Genomic DNA, 19008 nt, shown 5'->3' on the forward strand with positions numbered 1-19008 from the left:
TTAACTCAACCCCACACGTACAACGTTTCTTTTCAACCGAACCGAATGCTCCGGTCAGTAGGTAGCATTCCCGTAACTTGACTAAAGAATACGTTGCGTACTGTTTACGTTCTGGCTATGGGCATCTGGCTCATGGCTGTTTCTGCTTACTCGCAAAGCCCCCTATCTTCAGCCTCTTCTGATCGCTCTGTCGATATTAGTCGGTACATACAGGATTTGTTTCCGGTTCAGTCGGAAGGTATCGATTATCAGGCTGTCTACGACGCTTTAACTCAGCTCTACGCCAGCCCACTTGATCTGAACCGAGCCAGCCGCGACGAGCTAAGTGCCACGAATCTACTGACCGAACGTCAGCTAACTAGTCTGATCACGTACCGGGCCGATTATGGTGAGTTCCTGTCATTGTACGAACTTCAGGCCGTACCCGATTTTGACGTAGTAACAATTCGTCGATTGTTGCCATTCGTAACCGTGCAGGGGACGTCGAGGTTGTTCGGTTCCCTGCCTACTCCCACCGATAATTACCTGATCGTTCGGTATGAACAGATTATTGAACAGCAGAAAGGCTTTTCAGAAGCCATTGCTGATAAAAAGGGTAATCTACCCACGCGTTACGTTGGTAGTGATGGTCAATGGTACGCCCGATACCGCTATAACCGACCTCACGCGTTCAGCATCGGCGTGACGGCAGAAAAAGACCCTGGAGAAACGTTCGGCTGGCAACCTTCGGCGCGTCGCTACGGCCTCGATTACCTGTCATTTCACGCGCAGATTCAGAACCGGGGCCGCTGGCGGAATATCATCCTGGGCGATTACCAGATGCAGGTAGGGCAGGGGCTCGTTCTGGCCGCTGGGTTTGCGCTGGGCAAGAGTGCCGAGACTGTACAAACCGTTCGGCGTTCAACGCTGGGTGCCCGCCCCTACACATCGCTGACCGAGTACGGCTATTTTCGCGGGGCGGCTGCTACGTATGCCTTACACCCCCATGTAGATTTGACCATTCTGGCTGCCCGAAACCGACGGGATGCGAATACGGCTCTTGGAAATGCAACCGAAGGTGTCATTGCTACGTCGATCCAAACGTCCGGTCTGCATCGGACGCTTTCAGAACTTGATGATCAGGGCAGTTTACTCGAAACTAACCTCGGCGCGCATGTTTTGTACCATACGGGCCAGCAGCTTCAACTGGGTCTGACGGTATTACAGACAACGTACGACAAGCTGTTTCGGAAGCGTGACCTACCCTATAACCAATACGAGTTTACGGGTAAGCAGAATCTGGTTGTTGGCGTTCACGGTGGTTACGTGTATCACAACTGGAATTTCTTTGGGGAACTAGCCCGCAGTACCGGTTCACAAACGAACAGCGGGGGCGTTGGCGTCGTTGGAGGTGCCGTAGGTAGTCTCACCAAACGAGTTGATGTCGCCACGGTACTCCGGCATTACGACCGGAATTTTCACAGTTTTTACAGCAATGCATTTGGTGAAGGGAGCCGCAGCAGTAACGAAACCGGTGCTTATCTGGGTATCAAGTATACGGTATACCGAAAATTAACCGTGGGCGGGTTTGCTGATTTTTACCGGTTTCCGTGGTTAAAATACCTGGTTGATAAACCATCCAGCGGATTCGACTATTTGGTACAGGTTCGCTACACGCTCGACCGGAAGACGGCTTTTTACGCATTCTATCACGAAGAGCACAAAGAAAAGAATCGGCCAGCTAGCAAAGTCAAAGAGGTTGTTGGGACAACCCGTCGTCAGTACGCTATCAACGCTGATTACGTACCAATACGCGGTTTATCGCTGAGGTCGCGGGTACAATGGGGCAATTTTCAGTACGCGGGTCAACCCGCTTCGCAGGGTGTTGCGCTGGTTCAGGACGTTACGTTCGAGTACCGGCGATTCAGTGTAAGCGGGCGGGCTGCGTTGTTCCATACCGACGATTACGATAGCCGACAGTACGTGTACGAACGGGACGTTTTATACGCGTTTTCGTTTCCCGCCTATGCTGACCACGGTATGCGGCACTACGTATTGGTGCAGTACAATCTGAGTCGCCACCTGGATGTATGGGTGCGCTGGGCTCGAACAGATATTACTAATCAAGATACGGTCGGCTCAGACCTCGATCAGATTAGTGCTCCCCATAAGTCGGAAGTAAAAGTGCAGGCTCGCTGGCGATTCTAAGCCCGACCAGCAAAGTTGATTGCTGGTATACATCAACGCCCATCGTTTATTTCTGCATTTCCCGAATCAGCTTGCTGGCGTAAATGAATTCGTTTAACTCCGGCACATCCGAGTGCGTTAACGTATCGCTGTTACCCTCCCAGAGCTTGTTGCCCTTATACAGAAACATGATCTTTTCGCCGATTTCCATCATTGAGTTCATGTCGTGCGTAATCACAACGGTCGTAATCTTGAACTCATCCGTGATCTCCTTGATGAGCTGATCGATCTTGATCGACGTCAGCGGGTCAAGACCTGAGTTTGGTTCGTCGCAAAATAAATACTTCGGATTCAGTACGATGGCACGGGCAATACCCACCCGTTTTTTCATACCGCCACTAATTTCGGAGGGCATCCGGTCGGCGGCTGCATCCAGACCCACCCGCCGAAGGCACTCCTGAGCTCGCTCTACTTTTTCCTCTTCCGACTGCTCGGTGAGCATATCCAGTGGAAAGCGCACATTCTCCAGAACGGTCTTTGAATCGAACAGCGCTGACCCCTGGAACAGAACGCCCATTTCCCGCCGAATCGTTTTCTGCTCGTCGATATTACTCGTCAGAAAATTACGTCCGTCGTAAAGGACTTCACCCGTATCGGGTTTGACAAGGCCAATCATGCATTTGAGCAAGACACTTTTACCGGTACCGCTACCGCCAATAATTAAGCTCGTATCGCCGGGCTTAAACGATCCGTCAATACCCGCCAGCACTTGTCGGTCGCCAAACGTCTTTGTTATGTTTTTAATGTCAATCATACGTAAAGAACGAACACCTTAAATGGGACATTCATTCGCTCATCAGGTGAGCAGTACCTGGGTTAAAACGAAGTCAGCGGCCACAATGGCAATACAACTATTAGTTACCGCCGATGTCGACGCGCTACCGACTTCGAGGGCTCCACCGCTAACTGTATACCCCTGATAGGCTGAAATCGTTGACACCAGAAACGCGAACACCACTGTTTTGATCAGGGCGAACGTAACGCCGAACGGCTTATAATCGAAACGCAGGCCAGATACGTATTCTTCCGGCGTGATAACACCCGACAAAACCCCCGCGATATAACCACCCAGAATAGACAAGAATCCGGCCATAATGACGAGCAGCGGAAACATGAGTACCGACGCAATAACTTTGGGGAGCACCAGGTAAGAGCTTGAATTGATCCCCATTACCTCTAAGGCGTCAATCTGTTCGGTGATGCGCATGGTGCCCAGTTCACCGGCTATGTTTGAACCAACTTTACCGGCCAGCACAATGCAGGAGAGTGTTGGGGCTAATTCGAGAATGGTACTGTCGCGCACGATCAGGGCGATGATGTTACGCGGAACAAAAGGGTTTGTCAGATTGTACGCGGTTTGAACGCAGGTAACGGCCCCGATAAATGTGTTCACCAGCGCCACAATAAAGATAGAACCGACGCCAATCGACGTACATTCGTTGAGAATGAGTCCCAGATAAACACGAAGTTTCTCACGGTTGCGGAAGAGCGTGCCTAAAAAAATTAGATAATTACCTAAACGTGACATAGAAAGCGTGTAGCAAACCAGAGCGCTGCACAGGCGGGGCGCTCGGGGTATGTATTCGGGAGAACTTCAACAAAGGTAGAATGGTTTCTGACGTAACTTGCGCCGTATCCTAAACCGATCTGTCTTTAGGCAGAAGCATTCGTTCAGGATACGTTGTATAGCTATGAACCCATTAATTGTTGTAACGGGAGGTACTAAAGGTATTGGCCGAGCCATCGCGAATCGGTTTGTTGCGGGCGGATTTGACGCCGTCATCTGTGCCCGCTCCATTGACGATAGCAGCGGCCCTGGCCTCTTTCCCTTTGCCGCCGATCTGTCGACCCGCGCTGGCGTTGATTCGCTGCTCAATTACGTTCGCTCACTCAACCGACCCGTCGATGTGCTGGTCAATAATACTGGCACTTTTCAGCCTGGGCAGATTCACAACGAAGCCGAAGGTACATTCGAGCAGTTGATGGACACGAACGTAGCCAGCGCCTATCACCTGACCCGGGGGCTGGTAGGGGAGATGATGAATCGACGGCAGGGTCATATTTTCATGATGTGCTCGACGGCCAGCATTACGGCCTATACAAACGGAGGTTCGTACTGTATATCCAAATACGCTCTACTGGGTATGAGCCGGGTACTCCGGGAGGAACTCAAACCGCACGGCGTAAAAGTAACCGCTATACTGCCCGGCGCGACACTGACGGCTAGCTGGGCGGGTACTGATCTGCCCGAAGATCGGTTTATGAAGCCCGAAGACGTAGCCGAAAGTGCTTGGGCAGCCTATACATTGTCCAAAAGCGCGGTCGTTGAAGAAATTCTGATTCGGCCTCAGTTGGGTGATATTTAGCTTATAGTAAGATCGTTACGGATTAGTCGACGGCATTTTATGCTCTGACTGGTTACTCTTTTGTATCTTGCGGCCCACTTCGTTCTTCCTACAGTATAAATCGCAACCACGTAATCGAAAAGCAAGTACATGTCTTCTGTTGAGTATCTGGGTATTGACGTCGGCGGTACGAACGTCAAAATGGGTATAGTTGACGCCACGACCGGCAAAATTTCTAATTTTTACAGCCATGATACCATCAGCTGGCGCCAGTCGGGTCACTTCATTGAGCGCTTTGGCGATGCCGTTGCTTTGCAGTTATTAGCCAACAAGGACGTTAAACAGGTCGGCATTGGCCTGCCTGGTATGCTCAATCGAGAACGTACTGTTCCACTCGAAATAACGGCAATCCCTGAAATCAACGGTTTGCCAATGGTTGATTTGCTAACCAAACGGTTTCCCGGTATTCAGTTCTTTCTGGAAAACGACGCTAATGCAGCCGCTCTTGGGGAGTACTACTTTGCCGAAGAAAAAATTACTGAGAATTATATATTCATCACGCTTGGAACAGGCGTAGGCGGGGCCGCTATCATTAATAAGCGAATTTTTACCGGTGGCGATGGTAACGCGATGGAGCCTGGGCATATACCGTCGCGCCACGGCCGGGTACTGGAACGTAACATCGGTAAAAAAGAGCTTTTAGACCTGGCCAATCTGCGCCGGAGCGAATTCCAGGGCGATACTCATCTGGCTGGTGATGGCAGCATTTCGACAACGGGCCTGGTGGCGGCTGCGGCTGAGGGAGACGAGCTTGCTCTGAAAATCTGGGGTGAAGTGGGTGAGATATTAGCCGAAGGGCTAGCTTCCCTGATTAAAATTCTTGATATCAAACAGGTATTGATTGGCGGAGGGCTATCGGCTTCGTTTGATTATATTCTACCCGCGGTCAACGAAACGCTCGACTACTGGCTCAATCCCTATTACAAAAACGGTTTAAGCATCAAACGTGCTACGTTGGGTAATGACGCTGGTCTGCTAGGAGCCGCTTCGCTTTGCTTCGAGTAAGCTACATAAGCTTTGACAAAAGGGCATGGGTGTTTACAAACCCCATGCCCTTTGCGTTAAGAGTCGTTAAACAATATTTACTTCCGGCGAAATCGCCACGCCAAACTTCTCCATCACCGAAGCCTGTACGGTTTGAGCCAGTGCCAGAATTTGCGGCCCGGTAGCTCCGCCGAAGTTAACCAACACCAGCGCCTGTTTGGCATGAACACCAGCGTCGCCGGTTCGATAGCCTTTCCAGCCGGCCTGCTCAATTAGCCACCCCGCTGGCACTTTCACGATTCCATCGGTTACAGGATAGCCTGGCAGATCAGGATAGGTTGCTTTCAAAGCCTCAAATTGGGCTGCTGGAATTTCAGGATTTTTGAAGAAGCTGCCTGCATTTCCAATTTGGGCCGGATCAGGAAGTTTACTCCGTCGGATGCGAATAACAGCCTCGCTAATGGCTTTAATCGACAAGGTATCGTCTGTAACGCCCATTTCGGTGAGCGTTTCCTGAATAGCTCCGTAGCGCGTGTGAAAAATGGGTTGCTTATTAAGCTGAAACGTTACGCTGGTAATGATGTACTGGCCTTTCAGGGCCCGTTTGAATACACTTTCCCGGTAGCCGAAGGCGCAATCGGCATGAAGAAACGTTCGTTGCTGGCCGGTGTGTACGTTCACGGCAGTTAGCGACTCAAATACCTGCTCTAGTTCGACGCCATAAGCGCCTATGTTCTGCATCGGAGCCGCCCCCACAGTACCTGGTATCAACGATAAATTTTCTACACCGGCATACCCGCGCTCAACGCAAAATACGACGAATTTATGCCAATTGACTCCCGCACCCGCCCGGACAAAAACATGCGTATCGTCTTCTCGTACTACCTCGATACCCTGGATGTCCATTTTTACGACCAGCCCGTCGAAATTATGGCATACGAGAACATTACTTCCTCCGCCGAGTATTAGTTTGGGAGTATCAATGAAATCGGTCAGCTGAAGCAAGGTTTGTAGATCGTCTTCGTGACAGATATCGACCCAGTACCGCGCATCGGCATCAATCCTAAACGTATTGTAAGGTTTGAGCGACACATGGCTTTGTATATTTAACATGTGTTGGTTGTAGTATTGCTCAAAATTAACCAAAATACTGAACGGCTGAGTGCGTCCGGTAACTGGCTTCATTATAGAATTAACAAATTGGTTATTTTTACCAACTCATTTCCTTTTGTTATGCGCTACGAATTTAGTGGAGTGATTTTGGTGGCTTCTCTGCTGGTGGGATGTGCAACCAGTCGGCCCGCTGCAACGAGCCGTTCGTCGGTTGATTACAATAGCTATAACGAGGATCTGGCTTCAGTACGTCCGGTTTACGGAACCACGAAACCCGCCACGTCATCAACGCCAGCACGGCCCTCAACACCCGTAGCGTCACCACCCGCGACCGTAACACCCCGCAAGACAGAACCCCGGAAGACCACCGGCCCAATTGAAGCGCTGCATGTGAACCGTCGGCTTGATTTGGTACTGGACACAATTGCTACGAAAAACCGGTCGATCCGGTACGCTCCAGGTTTTCGCATTCAGATATATGTCGGTAACCAACGCCAAGAGGCTGACGCGGCCAAGCTGTTGATTTATCAAAATTACCCTGAATTGAGTCCTTATTTAAGCTATAATCAGCCTACGTATAAGCTTAAAGTCGGCGATTTTATGCGTCGAATAGACGCCGAACGCTATTACGCTTCCATCCGACGTTTGATCGCTTCGGCACAGTTACAGCCTGATAAAGTTGATGTTAGACGAAGCCTGTTAATAAGATAAGTTATATACTATAAGCAAATTTAACCTCCTTGGGCTACCTTTGATAGTTTTTGTACTATTGAGCATTGGTCTATAAACCGTTAGCGGTATGAAGAAAGCGTTAATTACCGGAATTACCGGTCAGGATGGAGCCTATCTGGCCGAGTTGTTATTAGAGAAGGGATATGAGGTACATGGTATCAAACGCCGTAGTTCGCTGTTCAATACGCAACGGGTGGATCACATGTATGAGGACCCACACGAGAAGAACATTCGTTTCAAACTTCACTACGGTGATCTGTCTGACTCAACGAATGTGATTCGTATTATTCAGGAGACTCAGCCCGATGAGATCTATAACCTCGGCGCTATGTCGCACGTTCGGGTAAGTTTCGATGAACCGGAGTACACAGCACAGGTAGATGGTATCGGTACGCTGCGGATTCTGGAAGCTGTCCGGCTGCTGGGCCTGACCGAGAAAACCCGCATTTACCAGGCATCGACTTCAGAGCTTTATGGTGGTGTGCAGGGCCATGCTCAATCTGAAACGACTCCGTTTTACCCACGCTCTCCCTACGCGGTAGCAAAATTGTATGGCTACTGGATTACCGTCAACTACCGTGAGGCCTACAATATGTACGCGTGTAACGGTATTCTCTTCAACCACGAATCTCCGCTACGGGGCGAAACATTTGTAACCCGTAAGATTACCCGCGCGGTATCCCGTATTGCCCTGGGCTTGCAGGATAAGGTGTACTTAGGAAACCTGGATTCACTGCGTGACTGGGGCCATGCTAAGGATTACGTAGAGGCAATGTACTTGATTCTGCAGCAGGAGAAACCTGAAGATTTCGTTATTGCTACGGGCGTTACGACCAGCGTACGCGATTTTGTTCGGATGTCATTTGCTGAAATTGGCGTGGAGTTGGCCTTTAAAGGCGAAGGCGCGTCGGAAGTAGGAACGGTTGTAAGTTCTACAAATCCCGATTTTCCAGTAGAGGTCGGTAAAGAGGTGGTTTGCATCGATCCGCGTTATTTCCGCCCAACGGAAGTGGATCTGCTTCTTGGCGACCCAACCAAAGCGATGACAAAACTGAACTGGAAGCCAAAATACGACTTGCCTGCTCTTGTAAAAGACATGATGACGGCCGATATAGAGCTGTTCCGTCGTGATCAGCTTTTGGCGCAAAGCGGCCACCCTGTGCTGAACTACTACGAATAGTCAACTGATACATATTAGTTCCTTATCAGTCTATAAACAAGAAACCCGCCTACAGGCGGGTTTCTTGTTTATAGACTGATGTTGCGGAATCCGCTTGTTAAACAGGGACTGCGTAATAGTACATGCGGGAGCTGTTCGGATACATGCCGATCAGCATCAGCCCTTCGCCTTCTTTTACCGAAGACATAATCGTTTGAAGGTCTTTCGTAGTTTTGACATTCTTGCCGTTCGCTTTCACGATGATGAAACCTTCTTCGATGTCGGTTTCGGCAAGTTTACCATCTACGATTTTCTTCACCCGAACCCCACCGCTAATGCCCAGCTGCTTCGCATCCTGAGCGCTGAGTTCTTCGAAGTCAGCACCTAAGGTTTTCAGCGTTGTGTTCGCTGCTGTAACGTCGGTTTTCTTGATGACATCACGGCCACCGTTCCGGTTACGTAATTCCACTTTAAAATCACGTTCGCTGCCATCGCGGTTTACCGTTACGGTCACTGCATCACCTGGACGACGACGGCCAATGATTTCACGCATCTGAGCGTCCGAATCAAGTGGTTGGCCTTCCATTTTCACAATTACGTCTCCTTTCTTCAGACCGGCAGCTTGAGCAGCACCGTTTTCTACTACGCTTTCTACGTAGATACCACGGCCTACTTTAGCGCCTTTCTCTTTAGCAACCGTGCTATTCAACTCGATTGGCAGAATACCCAGGTAACCGCGTTGTACGTTGCCATACTTGAGCAGGTCAGCCGATACTTTCTTCACGAGCGATACAGGTACGGCGAAGCCGTAGCCGCTGTAGAAACCGGTTTGTGAAGCAATAGCAGAGTTAATACCAACCAGCTCACCACGCAGGTTTACGAGCGCACCACCGGAGTTGCCTGGGTTGATAGCCGCATCCGTTTGGATAAAAGCTTCTACCGGTGTATCCGTTTGTTTGTTATCCGTGTTGTTTTGCTGGCCTTGACGACGCGCAAAATCCTGATCCAAAATACCAATCCGACGACCTTTCGCACTAACAATACCTGCTGTTACGGTCGATTCAAGGTCAAGTGGATAACCAACGGCCAGAACCCATTCTCCTAACTTCAGGGCATCAGAATCGCCCAAAGTGATAGCAGGCAGGTTATTAGCCTCAACTTTAATGACAGCTAAATCAGTCAGTGGGTCGGTACCAATCACTTTAGCTTTCAGGCTACGTTTGTCGGTCATGATAACCTCAACCTCATCGGCATCCTGTACTACGTGGTTGTTCGTAACGATATAACCGTCTTTGCTGATGATTACGCCCGAGCCAGACGCCTGACCTTGCTGACGACGTGGGCGGCTTTGGCCACCACCGAAATCGTCGCCGAAGAACTCCCGGAATATGTCAGGAACCTGCTGTTGACGAACAGTCCGCGTGATGGTCGTACGAATGTGCACGACAGTTGGCGTGACCGCTTCAGCGGCCGTTGAGAAGTCGTTAGAGCCGGGAGCTCCTGAGCCACCCGTTAGGGCTGCCAGACGGCCAGTAATCGTCGGTGCTGGCGACGACTCGTTAAACACCACATCCCGCTTGTTAAAGCCTAATAGGTTGTAAGCGGCCAGCGTTACGACGCTCGATAAGAGTGCCATCAACGCCAATAATTTCCAGTTACTTTTCATGGTTAAATGGGAAAAATCAGATTGCTGTCTTTTTGTATTGAACGGCGACTTTTAGTCTGCCAATATAACGGAAAGAAACGCTTTATAAATCCGGTGTGTGTCCGTCCTTAACAAAATTTAACAAGCCTTTGTTAGGTGGTTTTTTAAAAGCCGGAAGCCCGTAGCATTTACTATACGGGCTTCCGTTTTCTAATGCAAACGGTCAGTGATTAACCTCTGATCTCAATTTGACGGGGAGGTTTTACTTTAGCTTCTTCGCGCTTCGGCAGATTGATAGTCAGAACGCCATCGGCATAAGAAGCCTGGATCGCATCAGCGTCTATCGAGCTGGGTAGCGTGAACGTACGCTGGAACGATGAATAGCTAAACTCCCGGCGTGCATATTTCTCGGTGCTTTTCTCCTGCTCTTCTTTCTGTGTTTCCTGATAGGCCGAAATAGTCAGGTTGTTGTGATTGAGTCCTAATTTAAAGTCCTCTTTCTTTAGGCCCGGAGCGGCTACTTCGATCCTAAAGCCATCACTATGCTCAATCACATTTACGGCCGGTACGTTGTGCATCGCGGACGAAGCAGGGTTGAAAAAGTCGTTGATGTCACGACCAAAAAAATTCTCAATCAATGATGGAATGTTGTTGTTAGAACGCATTACCGAGTTCATGACTGTATATTGGTTAACGTTAAGAAAAAGAGTTAATAGGTTTTGACTACTCTTTTTTCAATTTCCGTACCAGCCCCATATTCAGGCGTAATCAAGACAATATGTCATTAAAACTTATCAATTTTATGCCCCAGGCTGACATATAGGCACGTACTAAAATACCCTGCTATGACTATCACAGCAGGGTATTTTAGTACGTATTAGTCTTTATTGGATAAGAACGGATTACGTAGTGGCAATCAATTCCAAGGCTTTTTCAGCTGCGGCTTGCTCTGCTTTCTTCTTGCTGTAACCGCTGCCTGTAGCGAAGGGCTCCTCACCAACCATGACCTGCGCTATAAACTCACGGAAATGGCTGTTTCCCTTCTCCGAAACAATTTCAAAACGGATTTCTTTGCCTTCGCGCTGTGCCCACTCAATTAAACGACTTTTGAAATTCGCGTTATTTTGAACAACGGAATCGATGTCGTAATGAGCCAGCAGGTCTTTTAAGATGAATCGCCGGGAAAAGCTAAAGCCTTTGTCCAGATAGACCGCGCCGACAAGCGCTTCCAGGGCGTCGCCGTACATAGAGGTACGGGCCGGAAGGCTACGGGTACGGCTGCCATCGAACTCAATCAATTGATCGAGGCCGATTTTCCGGGCGATGCCGTTCAGCGTCTCGCGGTTGACGATACGAGAGCGAATCTCTGTCAGGAAGCCTTCGTCTTTGTACGGATACTTCTTAAAGAGGAATTCAGCAATCACCATGCCCAGTACAGCATCGCCTAAATACTCTAGGCGTTCGTTCGATTCACGAAAGCCTTCAATAGCAGTTGCTTTGGAAGCCGATGTGTGCCGAAGCGCCAGTTGATAGAGCCCTAAATTTGACGGGCGTGCACCAATGATGTGCGCAATGGATCGACGAAGGTTTTTGCGTGGATCAGCGCTACTGGACCGAAACCAGTCGAGAGGATTAAATAGACTACGGGGCAGAGCGAGTTGCACGGCTCAGCTAAGTTTACGGAAGATTACAATGGCGTTGTGCCCTCCGAATCCGAACGCGTTGCTCATTACGGTCGTCAATGAGCGGGCTTGAGCCGTATTGAACGTAAGATTGAAGCGCGAATCAATTTCTTCATCTGCGGTGAAGTGATTGATTGTAGGAGGCACTAGCTGGTGCTCCATTGCTTTGATGCAAGCGATGGCTTCAACTGCGCCCGCTGCACCCAGCAAATGGCCAGTCATCGATTTGGTAGAGCTAATATTCATTTTGAACGAATGCTCACCGAACAACTGATGAATAGCTTTAAGTTCCTGTGGATCACCGATTGGCGTCGATGTTCCGTGGGTGTTAATGTAGTCAATTTCGGTTGGCTCAATACCGGCATCATTCAGCGCGTCCTGCATACCCAGGAAAGCACCTAATCCGTCGGGGTGGGGAGCTGTAATGTGGTAAGCGTCCGAAGACATACCACCCCCGATAAGTTCAGCGTATATTTTGGCACCCCGAGCTTGAGCATGCCCGTAATCTTCCAGAATCAAGGCTCCTGCGCCTTCACCCAACACGAAGCCGTCACGATCTTTGTCGTACGGACGTGAGGCTGTTTCCGGGGAATCGTTACGTTCCGACAAGGCACGGTTCGCATTGAAACCGCCAATTCCGGCCCGCGTAACAGCGGCTTCTGAACCGCCCACTACGCACATGGTCATCCGGCCTAACCGGATGTAGTTGAACGCGTCGATGATAGCGTTATTGGTGGAGGCACAGGCCGAAACGGTGACGTAGTTCGTACCCCGGAACCCATAGCGCATGGAAATCTGGCCTGATGCACTATCGGCGATCATTCGAACGATGAAGAACGGATTGATCCTGGGAGTACCATCACCTTTGGCGTAATCGATCATCTCGTCTTCAAACGATTTAAGACCGCCAATTCCAGACCCCCAGATAACACCTACTTTATTTTTGTCAATAGTATCGAGGTTAATCCCCGAATCCTGAACAGCCTCATCAGTGGCAATTAACGCATAATGGGTAAACGTATCCATTTTGCGGGCTTCCTGACGAGGAATATACTGCGTTACGTCTAAGCCTTTCACTTCGCAGGCGAAGCGTGTCCGAAACTTACTGGCGTCAAACTTCGTGATCGGCCCCGCTCCGCTTACACCAGCGGCAAGGTTGTTCCAATAGGTAGATACATCATTGCCGATCGGCGTCAGGGCACCGAGACCAGTCACTACTACTCGTTTGATTGTCATACAGATAAACTGCGTGATGAAAAAAGAAAAGCAACGCCGAAGCTTGAATTCCGGCGTTGTCTTTTAGGGTGTTTGAGAGTTCTGTCGGCTGCTACATAAACAGCAAGGGGTAAACGTATAAATGGTCTATACTGATAGCAAAACACATATTTATACGCTCGTAACCTACTCTACGACTGCTAATTAATAAAAATTATTGAGGCAGTAAACGCAGAGGCTTACTTACCGCTGTTTCTTTCCAGGTAATCAATCGCCATACCGACGGTCGTGATTTTCTCAGCCTCGTCATCTGGGATTGGCAGATTGAATTCCTTTTCAAATTCCATGATTAACTCTACCGTGTCAAGTGAGTCAGCACCCAGATCGTTTGTGAAGCTAGCCTCTGGCGTTACCTCTGACTCTTCAACGCCTAATTTCTCGACAATGATATTCTTAACTTTTTGTGCAATTTCCGACATTTTCGTAGTCCGTTGGGGTTAAAAAACTGCGCAAAGAAAGGGATTTACCTTTGTATTGTCAAACAATTTTTTACGGGCGAAACCGTTAAGATATGTTACTAATCCAAGACTAAGTAATTGATAATTAATAAATTATCAACAAATATAATTTCTATATAGTGTTAATAGGAATTATAGTGTATATGTGTCTTAGCTAATTTTAAGACTTAAAAGACGCTTCCTTTAGCTCTACTCAATCCCTATAAACGTATATGCCAGCCCTGTAAAACAGACCAAGACGCTTTAACCATGCAGACTTGATAAAGTTTAAGATTTTATACGGACGAGTCAATTTTATGGGAAAGTATGAGTAAGTAATGTGCCAGAGTGGACTTTAATTTGTTAGTTGAACTACTGGCTACGTTACTCTAATGGCAGTTATTTGGGGAGTTGTTTTACACGCCCTCGGCGGTTTTGCATCAGGCAGTTTTTACTTGCCATACCGTAAGGTGAAAGGCTGGGCCTGGGAAAGTTACTGGCTCGTGGGCGGGCTATTCTCCTGGGTTGTGGCTCCCTGGTTACTAGGCTATCTTACCGTCCCGAATCTAGGACAGGTGCTGGCCGAATCGCCTACCGAAACACTGCTCTGGGCTTATTTCTGGGGTGTTCTCTGGGGCACTGGCGGCTTAACGTTTGGCCTGGCCATGCGTTACCTCGGGCTGTCGCTCGGAATGGCCGTTGTTCTTGGCCTGTGTGCCGTTTTTGGTACGTTGGTGCCCCCAATCTGGACGGGTCAATTCAGCCAGTTGATCAGCACTACGTCGGGTCAGGTCATTATGGCTGGCTTAGCCGTTTGCGTAATCGGAATTTGCATTTGTGGCGTAGCCGGTATGATGAAAGAGAAAAGTCTGCCCGAGGCCGAAAAGAAAGCGACTATTGCCGAGTTCGATCTTAGAAAAGGCTTTTTTGTGGCCGTGTTTTCGGGCGTGATGAGCGCTTGTTTCTCCTTCGGGCTAACCGCTGGTCAGCCCATCGCCGAACTCGCAGTTCGGCACGGTGCCGATCCATTGTATATGAACAATGCCGCCCTGGTCATTATTCTGCTCGGTGGCCTTACCACCAACGCCATCTGGGCGATTTATCTGAATATTCGCAATCGTACGTATACCGATTACACGAACGTTTCGGCACCTATTCTTGGGAACGTCCTGTTTTGTGCCATAGCTGGCGTTACGTGGTATTTCCAGTTCTTTTTCTATGGAATGGGCGACAGCAAAATGGGCGAGTACCGATTTTCGGGATGGACACTGCACATGGCCTTTATTATCGCGTTCAGCAGCTTCTGGGGGCTCTATTTACACGAATGGCGCGGGGCTAATCAGCGCACCATGCGCACCATAACGATCGGCATTCTCACCGTAGTACTATCGTCAGTCATTGTTGGTATTGGCAACTACCTCGCTTGATGGTTCGCCATATAATGTACCAGCCTATGAACGTATCAAATCACAATCGACTCGCAGACGTAGGTCGGTATGATACCTGTTGCTTGAATACGTAGTTCAGCCTCGTGGCTGGCTGTATTCCCTGTGAGTACCAGTACGGTGTCGAGACCAAACTTGTTGCCGCCCGATATATCAGAACGAAGCGTATCGCCGACCATGACTGTGTTTCGCTTGCTGGCCGTGGGCAGTAGTTCTTGTACACGCTCATAGGCAAACATAAACAGCTGGGCGTCGGGTTTGCCGAAGCGGATAAACTGCTTTCCCACAATTGATTCGAGCATGTCGGCGATGCTACCGATGGCGACAGCCAGCCGGTTTTTGGATACAGGATACGTAGCGTCGGTGTTCGCCACAATAACGGGAATGTTACGTCTGCGCAACAGGTTAACGGCTTTGTTAATGTCTGTATTCCAGTCAAACCCTTCGTCATCGAGGAGTACCAGGGCGTTCACTTCACCGATGTTTTCTAACGTTAGCTCGCTGATTGAAAGTGTTTTGAGACCGGCCGATTCAATGTAATGCGCTGAGTTTTCGGTACCTAAGTAGGCTACTGTGCCGTGGTCGACTTTTAATTGTAGGTATTCGCGCGCTAACATACCTGACGAAATAATCATATCAGCCGTAATGTCGGTTAACCCAAGTCGCCAGTAGGATTCAGCCAGCTGCTGCGGACTACGTGACGCATCGTTAGTCAGGATAAACACCAGTTTGCCTTGCTCGCGCAGGTAGTTAAACGTATCGACAACGCCCGGAATCAATCCTTTGTAATTTTTTAAAACGCCAAACGCATCGAAGAAAAAGACCTGGTACCGGTCGGCAATCGTAGCAAAAGTTTCAAGCTGCATCAGGTCTTACAAGTTAAGATGGCGTAATAATTTGTCGGCGTCAAACCGTTCAACGGAAGGGAAATACGTTTCGTAGGCTTCTCGCTGGAGCTTAGTGGCGTAGGTGCGATGGAAGAAATACCGCCCGTATTTAATGACGTAGTTGAGAATAAAAAACCGGTAAGCTTCGGGCAAAAACCGAATCTCACGCTCAGTGAGTGGATATACTTTGTGGTATTCTTCCAAAAACCAGCCAAAGCGTTCTTCCATCAGCGGACCAATCACGTAGCTGAACACGGTTCGGTCACCTATATCGGAGCACACCCGGCTGAAAAAGTAAAAATCCATGACGCGGTAACTGATCCGGAACCAATCGTAATCCCAGCGGGAGAACAGGTGCAAGTCGTCGGTAACGGAGAAATTACCAATATTCCAGTCGACGAAAACCGGCATTGTCTCAACCACTTTGGCAACTAACTTTTGCCGGTTTTCGAGAAACAAATGGCACTGGCGTCGCAATTCCGTTACGTGTAAACGGTGCTCAAACTTACCCGCTTCCGTATCGAGCAAATCGATTAACCCCTGAATATCCGAGCGGAGCGTTTTGGCGTATTTAGGCAAGACGGTGCTGGCGCGGGCGCAGGCGAGATGGAACCGGGCCACTTCAGCTCCGAGCTTCCGAATATGCTCTTCGTCGAGTCGACGGGGCAGCCGGTTCTGAGTGCGGATCGGGTTGTAGAAAACTACCCAGGCATCAATGGGTCCTTCCTGATAACGATACGTAAAAACCTGCCCATTTTTCGATAACGAACGGGCCAGCACATTCTCAAACGGATAAAGCAGGTTGTTAGCCAGCGCCTGAATAATGCGGTGATCGTCGCGGAAGTGTTCGAACTTACCGAAATAGGACAGCTTCGCGATCACTCGGCCCCCGTTGTCTAATGTTAAGCGGAAGACGTGATTTGTGGAAACGCGGGCGCTAATATCCTCGACAGCCTGCACCGTCTGACTCGGGTCATAAGCAGCCCATGCCTGTCGAACTATAGTTGAATAATCAATTAAACGCATTGTTGTCGTTGTCATTCCGGGTCATTTATGGCTATAAGTTGTCAGCTTCTACACACAGGACAATACATGACAACTAGTGACTGCAATGACTACTCGATGACAGGTTTATATAATTTCAAAATATCGCTTTAGCTCCCAGTCGCTAACTTGTTTGGCGTACTGCCGCCACTCCCAGCCACGCGTGCGGGTGAAATGGTCAACAAACTCAGCTCCGAAGAGTTCGGCCGCAATGGACGAATTCGCCATAATATGCGTTGCTTCGCCCAGATTAGCCGGAATCACGCCATGCTGCTTATCCGCGTACCCATTACCAACGGAGGGCGGAATGTTCAAAGACAATTTATGACGAATGCCATATAAGCCCGACGCCAGTGCGGCTGCGATTGCCAGGTAAGGATTCGTGTCGGACCCCGATACGCGGTGTTCAACGCGGGTATAGGCTTCTTTATGGTTCAAGACACGTATTGCTGTAGTTCGATTATCAATCGACCACGTAACGGTTGTGGGGGCCCAGGCTCCTTCAACCAAGCGTTTGTAGCTATTGATGGTCGGCGCAAACATAGGCGTAATATGAGGCAAACAGTACAACTGACCAGCTATATACTGCTTCATCAGCTCGCTCATCCGTTCGGGCTGCGCTGAATCAAAAAATAAGTTCTTTGTTTGATCAGCGTTCCAAAGGCTTTGATGAATATGGCCGCTGCATCCGGGCAATTCGGCGTTCCACTTCGCCATGAACGTAGCGATGAGGTTATGTCGATACGCTATTTCTTTAACCGCTGTTTTAAACAATACCGCTTTATCTGCCGCCCGGATAACCTCATCGTGCAGGATGGCCGCTTCGTAAACGCCGGGACCTGTTTCCGTGTGCAGGCCTTCAAGGGCTATGTCAAACTGACCCAGTAAATCGAACAGATCCTGATTAAAACCGCTCTCCAGCGATGGACGCAGAATAGAGTACCCAAACATACCGGGCGTCAGCGGCTCCAGTTGCTGAAACGCTTTTTGTTGTAAGCTCTGTGGCGTTTCGCGAAAGTTGAACCACTCAAATTCTTGGGAAAACTCTGCATGAAACCCCAACTCGTGACACTGAGCAGCGACTCGTTTTAGCAACGAACGCGGGCAAGCGAAAAGCGCATCCGCACCGGAGCGACTGAAGTCGGCCAGAAAAAAAGGTAGGTTGTCTTCCCAGGGCAACTTCCGGAACGTGGACAAGTCAATGCGGACCGGCGTGTCAGGATAGCCCGAATGCCAACCCGTTGTCTGACCATTATCATAAGGCGCATCGGTCATGTCCCAGCCCCAGACAACATCGCAAAAGCCGAAACCATCGTCCAAACCGTCTAAAAACTTCTGCCGACTAATGATTTTGCCACGCAGGATGCCGTCGATGTCCGCAAATGCAAATTTAATCTTTGAACTGTCGCTCTGCTTGATAAAATCGATGACGGCTTGCTGGTCCATAGCTTACGCGGATAAATGGTTCTTAGGCCAAATAGGCGGGTAAAGCTACTTATTCTTACGCGAACAGACGAAACCTGCCCGTGCTACGTTCGCTAAATTCTATTGCGGACAGATGTGGGCCAACAGGGTTTGGTATGACTGATATACGTAAAGGCGTGGAGTCGGTTATTAAAAAGCGATATTTTCAGGTGCTAGACGAGATAAACCATAGATTTTAATAAATTTAACAATTACCCCTTAACAGAATTATGAAACTAAGAATCGGTAAACTAATCCTAAACCGCTCAGCGCTGCTGAAACTGGCGTTCGCGTGTTTCCTGGTCGGAATTCACATCGGCGTAACTATCGCAGCACACGAGGACGGAAAACAAAGCTCGTTTCTGCCCTTTATGGCACTTTATATCGTGGTGATTCCCGCTATTCTCTGGAGCGTAAAGAAGGATGTAAACGCAGAAAAGGCGGATAGCTAATTCTCATGCCTGCTCGTTGCTATAACGTAGTGAAGACACAAGATACTGATATGAACAA

18 protein-coding genes are annotated in these 19008 nt (G+C 49.1%); 7 read left to right on the forward strand and 11 right to left on the reverse strand.

Annotation, left to right across the window (positions count from 1 at the left end; translation table 11 throughout):
• Positions 1-132 precede the first annotated feature (132 nt).
• The gene (locus ACYVIY_RS14685) at positions 133-2187 is read left to right on the forward strand and encodes a ComEA family DNA-binding protein (protein ID WP_460977251.1); all 2055 of its coding nucleotides are present in this window, start codon (positions 133-135) and stop codon (positions 2185-2187) included.
• A 46-nt stretch (positions 2188-2233) separates the two neighbouring features.
• On the opposite strand, the gene ACYVIY_RS14690 is transcribed toward ACYVIY_RS14685, so the two are convergent.
• Positions 2234-2980, reverse strand: a complete 747-nt coding sequence (locus tag ACYVIY_RS14690) for an ABC transporter ATP-binding protein (RefSeq protein ID WP_460977118.1) — start codon at positions 2978-2980, stop codon at positions 2234-2236.
• 42 nt (positions 2981-3022) lie between these two features.
• The gene (locus tag ACYVIY_RS14695) at positions 3023-3754 is read right to left on the reverse strand and encodes an MlaE family ABC transporter permease (protein ID WP_460977119.1); all 732 of its coding nucleotides are present in this window, start codon (positions 3752-3754) and stop codon (positions 3023-3025) included.
• Positions 3755-3917: 163 nt separating this feature from the next.
• Here ACYVIY_RS14695 and ACYVIY_RS14700 point away from each other — a divergent pair, with 163 nt between their 5' ends.
• Positions 3918-4592 carry an SDR family oxidoreductase gene (locus ACYVIY_RS14700; protein WP_460977120.1) on the forward strand — a complete coding sequence of 225 codons (675 nt, stop codon included), beginning with the start codon at positions 3918-3920 and terminating at the stop codon, positions 4590-4592.
• Positions 4593-4721: 129 nt separating this feature from the next.
• Complete coding sequence (locus tag ACYVIY_RS14705) at positions 4722-5636, forward strand: ROK family protein (protein WP_460977121.1); 915 nt, start codon at positions 4722-4724, stop codon at positions 5634-5636.
• Positions 5637-5702: 66 nt separating this feature from the next.
• Here the strand turns inward: ACYVIY_RS14705 and murB are convergent, their stop codons facing one another.
• Positions 5703-6728, reverse strand: a complete 1026-nt coding sequence (gene murB, locus ACYVIY_RS14710; protein WP_460977122.1) for a UDP-N-acetylmuramate dehydrogenase — start codon at positions 6726-6728, stop codon at positions 5703-5705.
• Between the two features lie 120 nt (positions 6729-6848).
• Between murB and ACYVIY_RS14715 the strand changes: the two genes are divergently transcribed.
• Both ACYVIY_RS14715 and gmd read left to right on the forward strand, forming a co-directional pair.
• Positions 6849-7439 (forward strand): SPOR domain-containing protein, encoded by a 591-nt coding sequence (locus ACYVIY_RS14715; RefSeq protein WP_460977123.1) that lies wholly within the window; start codon positions 6849-6851, stop codon positions 7437-7439.
• Between the two features lie 88 nt (positions 7440-7527).
• The gene (gene gmd / locus ACYVIY_RS14720; RefSeq protein WP_460977124.1) at positions 7528-8640 is read left to right on the forward strand and encodes a GDP-mannose 4,6-dehydratase; all 1113 of its coding nucleotides are present in this window, start codon (positions 7528-7530) and stop codon (positions 8638-8640) included.
• 97 nt (positions 8641-8737) lie between these two features.
• Here the strand turns inward: gmd and ACYVIY_RS14725 are convergent, their stop codons facing one another.
• The 5 genes from ACYVIY_RS14725 to ACYVIY_RS14745 form a co-directional block, all read right to left on the reverse strand.
• Positions 8738-10285 carry a Do family serine endopeptidase gene (locus ACYVIY_RS14725; protein ID WP_460977125.1) on the reverse strand — a complete coding sequence of 516 codons (1548 nt, stop codon included), beginning with the start codon at positions 10283-10285 and terminating at the stop codon, positions 8738-8740.
• A gap of 209 nt (positions 10286-10494) precedes the next feature.
• Positions 10495-10941, reverse strand: coding sequence for an Hsp20/alpha crystallin family protein (locus ACYVIY_RS14730; RefSeq protein ID WP_460977126.1), 447 nt, complete (start codon positions 10939-10941; stop codon positions 10495-10497).
• A 225-nt stretch (positions 10942-11166) separates the two neighbouring features.
• Entirely contained in the window at positions 11167-11928 is a 762-nt protein-coding gene (rnc, locus tag ACYVIY_RS14735) for a ribonuclease III (RefSeq protein ID WP_460977127.1), read from the reverse strand.
• 3 nt (positions 11929-11931) lie between these two features.
• Positions 11932-13182 carry a beta-ketoacyl-ACP synthase II gene (gene fabF / locus ACYVIY_RS14740; RefSeq protein WP_460977128.1) on the reverse strand — a complete coding sequence of 417 codons (1251 nt, stop codon included), beginning with the start codon at positions 13180-13182 and terminating at the stop codon, positions 11932-11934.
• A 218-nt stretch (positions 13183-13400) separates the two neighbouring features.
• The gene (locus tag ACYVIY_RS14745) at positions 13401-13640 is read right to left on the reverse strand and encodes an acyl carrier protein (protein WP_460977129.1); all 240 of its coding nucleotides are present in this window, start codon (positions 13638-13640) and stop codon (positions 13401-13403) included.
• 410 nt (positions 13641-14050) lie between these two features.
• Here ACYVIY_RS14745 and rhaT point away from each other — a divergent pair, with 410 nt between their 5' ends.
• Positions 14051-15085, forward strand: coding sequence for an L-rhamnose/proton symporter RhaT (gene rhaT / locus ACYVIY_RS14750; protein WP_460977130.1), 1035 nt, complete (start codon positions 14051-14053; stop codon positions 15083-15085).
• 35 nt (positions 15086-15120) lie between these two features.
• Here the strand turns inward: rhaT and ACYVIY_RS14755 are convergent, their stop codons facing one another.
• The 3 genes from ACYVIY_RS14755 to ACYVIY_RS14765 form a co-directional block, all read right to left on the reverse strand.
• A complete protein-coding gene (locus tag ACYVIY_RS14755) occupies positions 15121-15969 on the reverse strand; it encodes a TIGR01459 family HAD-type hydrolase (protein WP_460977131.1) in 849 nt (282 codons plus the stop codon).
• A 6-nt stretch (positions 15970-15975) separates the two neighbouring features.
• Complete coding sequence (locus ACYVIY_RS14760) at positions 15976-17016, reverse strand: aminoglycoside phosphotransferase/kinase family protein (protein ID WP_460977132.1); 1041 nt, start codon at positions 17014-17016, stop codon at positions 15976-15978.
• 105 nt (positions 17017-17121) lie between these two features.
• A complete protein-coding gene (locus tag ACYVIY_RS14765) occupies positions 17122-18480 on the reverse strand; it encodes a glutamine synthetase family protein (RefSeq protein WP_460977133.1) in 1359 nt (452 codons plus the stop codon).
• Positions 18481-18728: 248 nt separating this feature from the next.
• Between ACYVIY_RS14765 and ACYVIY_RS14770 the strand changes: the two genes are divergently transcribed.
• Positions 18729-18950, forward strand: a complete 222-nt coding sequence (locus ACYVIY_RS14770) for a hypothetical protein (RefSeq protein WP_460977134.1) — start codon at positions 18729-18731, stop codon at positions 18948-18950.
• The last annotated feature ends 58 nt before the right edge of the window (positions 18951-19008 follow it).

The sequence above is a fragment of the Spirosoma knui genome (assembly GCF_054780635.1).

Coding starts and splice junctions, on each gene's coding strand:
- ACYVIY_RS14725 (WP_460977125.1), bottom strand. CDS start 10,285: ATGAAAAGTAACTGGAAATTATTGGCGTTGATGGCACTCTTATCGAGC.
- ACYVIY_RS14730 (WP_460977126.1), bottom strand. CDS start 10,941: ATGAACTCGGTAATGCGTTCTAACAACAACATTCCATCATTGATTGAG.
- ACYVIY_RS14690 (WP_460977118.1), bottom strand. CDS start 2,980: ATGATTGACATTAAAAACATAACAAAGACGTTTGGCGACCGACAAGTG.
- ACYVIY_RS14695 (WP_460977119.1), bottom strand. CDS start 3,754: ATGTCACGTTTAGGTAATTATCTAATTTTTTTAGGCACGCTCTTCCGC.
- murB (WP_460977122.1), bottom strand. CDS start 6,728: ATGTTAAATATACAAAGCCATGTGTCGCTCAAACCTTACAATACGTTT.
- ACYVIY_RS14745 (WP_460977129.1), bottom strand. CDS start 13,640: ATGTCGGAAATTGCACAAAAAGTTAAGAATATCATTGTCGAGAAATTA.
- fabF (WP_460977128.1), bottom strand. CDS start 13,182: ATGACAATCAAACGAGTAGTAGTGACTGGTCTCGGTGCCCTGACGCCG.
- ACYVIY_RS14705 (WP_460977121.1), top strand. CDS start 4,722: ATGTCTTCTGTTGAGTATCTGGGTATTGACGTCGGCGGTACGAACGTC.
- ACYVIY_RS14715 (WP_460977123.1), top strand. CDS start 6,849: ATGCGCTACGAATTTAGTGGAGTGATTTTGGTGGCTTCTCTGCTGGTG.
- ACYVIY_RS14765 (WP_460977133.1), bottom strand. CDS start 18,480: ATGGACCAGCAAGCCGTCATCGATTTTATCAAGCAGAGCGACAGTTCA.
- ACYVIY_RS14755 (WP_460977131.1), bottom strand. CDS start 15,969: ATGCAGCTTGAAACTTTTGCTACGATTGCCGACCGGTACCAGGTCTTT.
- ACYVIY_RS14760 (WP_460977132.1), bottom strand. CDS start 17,016: ATGCGTTTAATTGATTATTCAACTATAGTTCGACAGGCATGGGCTGCT.
- ACYVIY_RS14700 (WP_460977120.1), top strand. CDS start 3,918: ATGAACCCATTAATTGTTGTAACGGGAGGTACTAAAGGTATTGGCCGA.
- rhaT (WP_460977130.1), top strand. CDS start 14,051: ATGGCAGTTATTTGGGGAGTTGTTTTACACGCCCTCGGCGGTTTTGCA.
- gmd (WP_460977124.1), top strand. CDS start 7,528: ATGAAGAAAGCGTTAATTACCGGAATTACCGGTCAGGATGGAGCCTAT.
- ACYVIY_RS14685 (WP_460977251.1), top strand. CDS start 133: ATGGCTGTTTCTGCTTACTCGCAAAGCCCCCTATCTTCAGCCTCTTCT.
- ACYVIY_RS14770 (WP_460977134.1), top strand. CDS start 18,729: ATGAAACTAAGAATCGGTAAACTAATCCTAAACCGCTCAGCGCTGCTG.